Origin of the sequence: Rhizobacter sp., assembly GCA_021153565.1 — a bacterium.
Classification (GTDB): Bacteria; Pseudomonadota; Gammaproteobacteria; order Burkholderiales; family Burkholderiaceae_C; genus Albitalea.
On sequence record JAJKJU010000375.1, the window covers coordinates 1 to 7,834 of the forward strand.

8 protein-coding genes are annotated in these 7,834 nt (G+C 58.6%); 3 read left to right on the plus strand and 5 right to left on the minus strand.

Annotated elements, in window-relative coordinates:
- Positions 1 to 443 precede the first annotated feature (443 nt).
- Positions 444 to 1,223, plus strand: a complete 780-nt coding sequence (locus AC30NL_RS22965) for an NYN domain-containing protein (protein ID WP_489466294.1) — start codon at positions 444 to 446, stop codon at positions 1,221 to 1,223.
- Between the two features lie 191 nt (positions 1,224 to 1,414).
- On the opposite strand, the gene AC30NL_RS22970 is transcribed toward AC30NL_RS22965, so the two are convergent.
- Both AC30NL_RS22970 and AC30NL_RS22975 read right to left on the minus strand, forming a co-directional pair.
- The gene (locus tag AC30NL_RS22970) at positions 1,415 to 1,672 is read right to left on the minus strand and encodes a hypothetical protein (protein WP_489466295.1); all 258 of its coding nucleotides are present in this window, start codon (positions 1,670 to 1,672) and stop codon (positions 1,415 to 1,417) included.
- 1 nt (position 1,673) lies between these two features.
- The gene (locus tag AC30NL_RS22975; protein WP_489466296.1) at positions 1,674 to 3,290 is read right to left on the minus strand and encodes an anti-phage dCTP deaminase; all 1,617 of its coding nucleotides are present in this window, start codon (positions 3,288 to 3,290) and stop codon (positions 1,674 to 1,676) included.
- Between the two features lie 405 nt (positions 3,291 to 3,695).
- Between AC30NL_RS22975 and AC30NL_RS22980 the strand changes: the two genes are divergently transcribed.
- On the plus strand, positions 3,696 to 4,382 hold the full coding sequence (locus AC30NL_RS22980; RefSeq protein WP_489466297.1) for a hypothetical protein: 687 nt from the start codon (positions 3,696 to 3,698) through the stop codon (positions 4,380 to 4,382).
- Here the strand turns inward: AC30NL_RS22980 and AC30NL_RS22985 are convergent.
- The 3 genes from AC30NL_RS22985 to AC30NL_RS22995 form a co-directional block, all read right to left on the minus strand.
- Positions 4,368 to 5,189, minus strand: a complete 822-nt coding sequence (locus AC30NL_RS22985; protein ID WP_489466298.1) for a hypothetical protein — start codon at positions 5,187 to 5,189, stop codon at positions 4,368 to 4,370. The genes AC30NL_RS22980 and AC30NL_RS22985 overlap by 15 nt on opposite strands.
- 63 nt (positions 5,190 to 5,252) lie before the next feature.
- Positions 5,253 to 5,519: a hypothetical protein gene (locus AC30NL_RS22990; protein ID WP_489466299.1), complete on the minus strand. Its 267-nt coding sequence runs from the start codon at positions 5,517 to 5,519 to the stop codon at positions 5,253 to 5,255.
- Positions 5,520 to 5,533: 14 nt separating this feature from the next.
- Positions 5,534 to 6,499, minus strand: coding sequence for a serine/threonine protein kinase (locus AC30NL_RS22995; RefSeq protein WP_489466300.1), 966 nt, complete (start codon positions 6,497 to 6,499; stop codon positions 5,534 to 5,536).
- A 652-nt stretch (positions 6,500 to 7,151) separates the two neighbouring features.
- Between AC30NL_RS22995 and AC30NL_RS23000 the strand changes: the two genes are divergently transcribed.
- Complete coding sequence (locus AC30NL_RS23000; RefSeq protein WP_489466301.1) at positions 7,152 to 7,661, plus strand: hypothetical protein; 510 nt, start codon at positions 7,152 to 7,154, stop codon at positions 7,659 to 7,661.
- The last annotated feature ends 173 nt before the right edge of the window (positions 7,662 to 7,834 follow it).

Below are 7,834 nucleotides of genomic sequence, written 5' to 3' on the forward strand. Positions count from 1 at the left end.
GCAACGGGATCTTTAGCCTACCGGCCGCGGCGGTCACGCCGTGCCGTCAGTGCAGACCCGGGTGCCGCGTCCGCCAGGCTAAAGACTCTCTGCATTATCAGGGTGTCGGTTTGCCCATGCCCAGTCATGGCCCGAGGTGTGATGGTGCCCTACGCATCGTCGCCTGTTCAGCGACTCGTCGGCTGGTCGGACTACTTCACATCAGTTTGAATCGCACCCCGAGAAATCTCTCTTTTTAACGGGCCGCGCGCCCATGCGTTAGAATGGCGTCGTTGGTCGCAACCTTAACTAACCCGGTTGCGGTCAGCATCTGCCCCCTCTACAGGGGGCTTATCTATTTCTGGGGACGAAAAACATGAATCGCTTCGTCATCATGGTCGATGCCGGGTACCTTCTGCGCCAAGCGTTGGCCATCCTCAGCAGCAAGATGAGCAAGTCTCGCAGTGACCGTGCAAATCACGGATCCCGCAGGTTTCATCCAGGCCATCATCGACAAGTCGCTCGCCACCCTCGCGCTGCAGGACAAGGAACTCTTGCGCGTCTACTGGTACGACGGAGTGGCCAACAGCCTGACGCCGCAGCAGCGCGCGCTCGTCGCCGTAAACGACGTGCAACTGCGAGCTGGAACGATCAACGGCGTGGGCCAGCAAAAGGGCGTCGACTCGCTCATCGTCACCGACTTGATCGAACTGACCTCGCATCACGCCGTATGTGACGCGGTACTCGTCACCGGGGATAGCGACCTGGCAGTCGGCATCGAACTCGCTCAACGCCGTGGCGTGCGCGTTGCTGTCATCGGGGTGGAGGACGTTGCGTCCGGCGTGCTCCACAACCAGAGCTTTGAGATTACCAGTCGTGCCGATCGCGTTGCCTGCCTTGGCAGCGCGGAACTGACAGCCGTGCTCCGCTATGCGCCAGTGTCAACCGCCGCGTCGGCCACCGCTACGCCGCAACGCCCTGCCGCGTCGACGAATACCCCCTCCGCGCCAGCACCCACGCCGACCGTTGGCCAGGTAGATCAAGCTGCGATATCCGCTGCCGTCGCAGCCTTCATTGCTCAGCAAGCCACACCGCTGACCAACGCCGTCGACGCCAGCACAAACCGCATTGACGCGGCCATCGACCGTGCGTTGCTCTTTCACGTTCTCCAGGCGCTCTCGCATGGCGCGCTGACAAACGCAGAGAAGATCTATGCCAGACAAGTCTTCCGCGCAACCGTATAGGTGTAGTGACGCGCAAATGATGTTGGCCCGGACGCGCAATAGATGCTCGATGCACATTCCGTGAGACGGATCGCCCTGAGGTATCGAAGGGCCTAGTGGAGCGTCGGGATGGGGCTTCGATACCTCAGCCTGAACGGAAATCCGTGTCCGCAACCTGAAGCGTACACATCAGTTTGAATCGCACCCCTACGCTAGAACAGCTTGACGCGATTCAATATGCGGCCGAGCAGATCGCTGTCACGTCCTTGCGTCGTCGCCTGGCTGCCGCGAGCGAGAGCGGCGGGCAACTTAAGGATCACTGCTGTCTTCTGCGCAGTGGCAGTTTGATCGGGCGTCGGAAGGCCAGACAGCTGAGATGCACATTCGGACGAGGCTGCTTCAGATGGAAACACCGAAGGCTCGAAGCGAAGCGACATCTGCTTGTCCTGCTCCACGGTCCGCTCCTTCACGTTATGGGTCCTGGTCCTTCGCCTGAGGCATAGCCTCGGTCTCGGCCGTCAATTTGTTGGATTTTAGTGTACGAACCGCAAAGGCCTCAAGCGTAGGGATAGCCTCCAAGGTGATAGCAGTCACGGGGTAGGCCTCACGCACTCGCATGCGACCGGTGGCATCCTTCCTGCCGCCATCGTGCGCAGAGAAGAACTTCAGAAAGCGGGAAGGCGCCACACCATCGAACGGCATTACGCGGACCTTGTCGCTCTCGCCCTCTCGTTCGGTAATGGCGTCAGAGTGCAACTTGGTCGCAAGACTCTTCCTGTAGGGTTCGAGAAAGTACACCTCGCGGACGCCTGCGGCGACAAGGTGCCGCGCACACGAGTGACAAGGGTAGGTTGTCACAAACAGCTTGCCACCCCGTACTTTTCCCCCGTGCGTAGCTCCTGCGTTGAGCAGAGCATGCATCTCGGCGTGCACGGCGCGTGAGAACTCGATGAGGCTGCGCAGTTGTGAATCATGCCGAACAACGCTGAATGCCTCGGCCTTGTCCTGGTCTTTGATAAGTCCCTTTGCCGCAAGCCGACCAACGACGGCCCTGGCGATCATCGACTTCTCCTCATCGTTGAAGCAACGACCGCCATCCATGTTCCAGCATCGCTTGTCAGCGTCCGGCGACGCGTTCTGCTCCGTCGTTTCATACAGACCGCCGAACGCTTTCGGAACATCGTTCCATCCTGTTGAGAGCACATCGCCGCTTTCGCTGGTAATGGCTGCCCCCACCTGGCGCGACAGGCATGCTGAATTGCGAGACGCCGAGAATGCGGCGTACATTGCTCGTTCGTGCACCGTTGGCGTGACGATGCGAGTGCCCAGCATCAGATCCAGAAAGCGACGCACCCGTGACTTCCGCTGGGAGTCCGTCGCTGAGTCAACGCGTAGGAAGAAGTCTGAAAGCGGAAACGTATCCTCGACGCGTTGCCCGTTCTTGACCTCCTCTCCGGAGTCACGATCGATCAAGCGATGAATTTCATCGCCGGCGGCTTTACGTTGTTCAAGTCGATCGACACGCATCTCAATTGGCGAGTACACCCCAACCACATGCAGCATGTCGCCATACACGGAGCGCAGAAGCCGCAGCTCATCGATGTGCTTTATCGAATCAATGATGTGGCAGTAGCGCTTTGAGACGGTTGGCATGACAACGTCGGCGTCTGTCTCGGCCTCCTCGAACAGCTTGGCTTGATGAGCATCATGGCCGCCCTGGAGTGCCTCCCGTTCCAGCGTGATCTTCTGAATAGCACGGCGAACGAGCACTGCGTGTCCGTGGCTTTTCCGTAGTTCGTTGCCGGCATCAATAAGCTTTTCCTTGGAACGCTCGTCATTGCCAAGCCCGCTCAGTTCGCGAATCTCATCGCTGAGCTTGAGAATGAAGACCTTCTCATAGCCGTAATCGGTCCCTTCAAGAAGGTGCTTGAAGGTTTCAGCCACCTCGTGAAGCGGCGTCCCCAACGGGCCGCAAAGTGCAATCACGATCTCGGCGGTCAAAGAACGGTCGATGGTCGCTTGGTCGTCGAACGCGCCTGATGCGCGCTTGCCGGTGTCAGCGACGATAGCGAGATTTGTCTTGCTCATAGCCTCCCCGCTCGAACTCTGCCAGGGCGTCGAGTTCAGAAAGCGTAGCGCGTGATCATTGGGATGTCATCAGCACGAACGCTGTGACTCATCGCCCTGAAAAGCTGATGGGAATCAGGTGGCGAACTTGGGATGCCACGTTGCAGGCTGGGACAACGTCGGCGAATGCACGCATCCTGCGAAACAACCCCCCACGTACTGCATCACTTACGCATTTCATCACGTACGCAATTACGTATGAATATGGCCACCCGATACCCCGAAGTTCAAAACTTTGCCGTCGGAATGTCTTCGGCGTAGCGGGCGTCGGTCCTGCGTGGGTATAGTCGCGCGCTCCAATGGAGAACAGAGAAATCCGGCGGATGAGCACTACGTGGCCGATTTAGAGAGTGGTGAGTTGACATCTTGAGAACGCAAAGTTTTGACTCGGAGGAACAGCTCGTTCAGGCTGTCGTGGCCTGTACGAAGCTTGCGCGCCGCCGGGAGTATCGGGTTGAGCTGGAGGTGGACGCAGGGGTTGGCGTCGCCGATCTTGTCCTGGCAAAACGGGCACCACGTAGCACGGAAGGATTGCGCGCGTTAGGGAGCGTGTCGCCGCGACTTGCTGTTCTCCTCAGTTTGTCGCTCGGTGAATCCATTAAGAGTCGCCAGGAACTCGCGGACAAACTGGGTAGTTCGGAGAAGGCCGCTCAACGCGTCATCTCGCGTTTGTCCGCCGCAGGTTTGGCGGCGCAGACCCGCGATTCCCTGGACCTTGCGACCGTCAAAACCCCTCCGTTCGAACGTCTCATCGCGATTGAGGCGAAGATCAGCGACTGGCAGCGCGTGTTAGTGCAGGCCTACCGGAATCTGCAGTTTGCGGACGAGTCCTGGGTCGTGCTCGACCATGCATATATCCGCCCGGCCATGGCCCAGCTGGAACGATTCAGAATCGTAGGCGTAGGGTTGGCGTCGATAGATCGAAACCGGGGCTTGTTCATCCACCATGGCGCGACGGTGCAGGGGCCGGTGAGCCTTGGGAAGCGTTGGCAAGCTCAAGCGGTGTTGGCATCTCGTGTCTTGAGCAGGCGGATCGTTTCACGCGCCGTTTAGTGCGTTTTGCCATTCGAGCAGATGGCCGCCTTGGCCATGCTTTTCCAAACCTATTCCTCGATAGTGCAGCTCCCGATAAGCGCTCATGCCGGTGTCAATCTTCGCGAGCAGAAATTGCCGACGCTCGCTGGCGCTCAGCGGCCTTAGCTCGTTCATGTGGTCCTGCATGTTCCGGAAGTAGTGCTTGTAGAGGGGGGACTGGTTGAACGTAGGCTCAACCTCGCGCCCCAACGCTTCTTCCGCCCAGTCGGTCGGTTGATAGACCTGCTGCCAGACACCGGGAGCGTCGTCCCGGATTCGCTTCGCATCCTCAAACTGAACCCAATTGAAGAGGCCGGGAAGGTAGATGCGCGCCTTCGGTCCCCGGCGCTCTCCTTCAGACTCGAGGAACTTGTCGACTGAGAAGATACGGGTGTTCTCGAAAGCACCCATCGTGATATTGAGGTCACCTACAACGGTGTAGAGAAGACCTTCGGTATTGGTGTAACCCAGGGTGACGGCGAGGCCGGTGTTCATGATGTCGGAGAGAAAGGTCATGCAGTCGATCAGGAATCCAGCATCTTGAACCTGCTTCGTACCGCGGTCATGCTCGTACATGACGTAGACCTCGTCCACGTCTGGAAACGAGGTGATCCAATTGAGCACGCGTTCGCGCCATTCGTGATCCTGGATCATGGGCGCGGTGAGGGCGACCGAAAGACACAACGGCCGACTACCCGCGTGTTCCATGAAGGAGTTGACGGTGAACTGGTTCTGCTGCGTGAAGTAACTCGGGTACATCTGACTGATGTAACGGGTGGGAACCACGATCTTCCTAAAACCTTGCGCAACTTGAAAGTCGATGCACGACTTCGCGACGTCAGAAACGTGCTAGATAAAGGTGGACGTCTGAAAGCCACCGTCAACTTGCTCTGGAAAAAAGGGGTAGCTCAGAAGCTTCGTCTTGCGCGAGCTCGGCAGGTAGAACTGTGGGTCGAAGATCGATGCAGCCCTTGTCTCAACACGCAGCCTTTCGACGGTTCCAATGGCCTGATGAAGCGGGCTGAGGATGAGTCCATCCCCGCAATAGTCTATCTCGAAGGATTCAATGTTCCAGTTACTGTTGTGGCCCACTTGATGTAGCAATCGAAGCGTCATGTTGGTTCCTAGTCTCAGGTCTTCTGCAGAGCTTGCAGCTCTTCAATGAAGATTGCTGGTGTGCGATGTCGCTGCCACGGCACCTTCATCATGGCCTTCGCGACAAAGTCGGAAAACCCTTGAGACGAGCCGGCCGCGCCAATGAGCACGGGTGGATGTATCGACGCCGCGGCAAGCATGATTTCGTGCACGGCCATGTTGACGCGCGGCACGAACGGGTCGACACCAGATAGCAGGCGATACATAAGGACGCCAATTGAGAAGAAGTCGGTCTTGAAACTGACTGCACTCTTCTCGTTGTTCATTTGTTCTGGGGCACCGTATCCTGGTGTGAACGGACCCGGTCCTGGGCCATCATGGGTGACGCCTACTGCCCCGGTTTCCCGCACGATCCCTAGATCAATGACGACGACTTCGCCAGTCGGACGGATAAGCAGGTTTGCCGGCTTGATGTCTCTATGAACGAACTTGCGCGGATGCATCCACAAAGGCAGCAACGCGTTAGAAATGCCCAGCGCCAGCTCAATAATCTTCTTTTCATTGCCGTTGTACTGGTCCGCGATAGCGCTAAGAGGTGAGGAGTCGATGAACTCTTCGATGGAGACGTACAGACGCTCATTGAGGCGTTCGTCGGTCACCGGGTTATCGATGAAAAGATCGCAGTACAGCAGCTTGGGGAAGCTTTTTGGGCGGACCTCTTCGAGGATTGCGGTTTCGGCCTGGAGCCGCGCCAACGTCACCGAGTCGGCTCCAGAAACAACCTTGACGACGATACGCCCCCATGCGCCCCATCCGTGCAGAAACGGCTTCTCATCCGGGTCTTCACCATCAAGCGGGAACACGTCCGGTGGAATCTTGATGTCCTCGAAGTAACCGAGGTAGACGACCCGCTGCCCGGATTGAGCAAGCGGAATGTCGATGACCAAGCTAGGCAAACAAGCGAGCAAATCGCCGCGCAGTTCTGGTGAGTCAATCGGCAAGGTAAGCCTCCCCCATCCTGCTAAAGGAGACATCTTTCAATGCCCTGAAGTTCTTGATGCGAACAGTTTGGACCCTCATAGCTGGTTCTAGCTCCCTTGGTCTTTCGCCGGAGAAATGCGCAGTTGACATCCTCGATTTGGGAAGGGGCGAGTGTCATGTCATGCCCTGTGTGGCTATCGGCGCCGCGCAGCAGGTTTTGCTGTTCTGCGGCAAAGACCACGTGACTTCTACACGCGAACCGCCCTCCTGACATCACGCCGGCGCCTGCCCCGCAGAGTCGAACAACACAGCGATGCGGCGCCACCCGACTACGTCGTCGTAGTCCACAACCGCATCGGCAGTACCGTGGTTTGGAGCTTGCTCCCCGTGCGCGGTCGCGCATGCGCTGTGGATCGAGCACGACCAGTGCAAGCGAGCCGTCATCACAGACCGGCGCTCGATCTGCAGCCGACCAGAGGCAGGCGCTGCAACTGCTCGACGACACCGCGCGCCGACGAGAACGCAGAGGGTATCGGCAGGCGCCATTGACGGCCTGTGGTGGCATCCCTATCACGGTTGACGTCATACGTCCGGCATCTGATGATTGATGTGCCGAGGGCACTGCGAGCCGGCGGCATTGATTGCGCCGCCACACCAACACGGGAATGACCCATGTGCTCGAACTACCGACCCGTCACGCGCCAGGATCGGCTGCTGACCTTCTTCGGCGTGGAGCGCAATCGTGACGAGCCGCCGCATGACCTCTTCCCGACTAGCTTGGCCCCATTTATCAAGCGAGCTGAAGAGGGTTCCGGCAACCGCGTCGTCGACGATGCCGTGTTCGGGCTGCTGCCGCATTTCGCGAAGGAGCTCACCTACGGGCGCCGCACCTACAACCAAGGCCGTGCGCTGGGCCATCTAGCAGCCGGGCGAGCTGCCCTTTGGCATCGCTGGAATCTTCGAGCAGTGGACGGCGTTCTTGACCGGCTACTGGCCCGTTTTGTAGAGGTCCGAGCGCATGGGGTTGTCAGCGAAGAGCTGCTTCCACAGCATTGCACCTGCAGGCTCGTGCTTGACGTCGCCTTAAGCCGGCCGATGGCCGGCTTAGGCATCGGGGAGAAGAAGGCGTGGCTCAAGCGAAAAATTGCCGCACTTGAGCGGCAGCCACCTATGAGTGTCTGAAACGGCTGTTTTTCAGACACTCGCTCGTACAACGGGCTCGCCAATTGCCGCAAGACAGGTATCGATGCTTTGCAGCAGGAGATGCCATGCCCCGCGCCATTTGGAAAGGCGCCATCACGTTCGGCCTTGTGAACGTGCCGGTTGCTCTGTATCCCGCCTCGCAGGAGGACGAC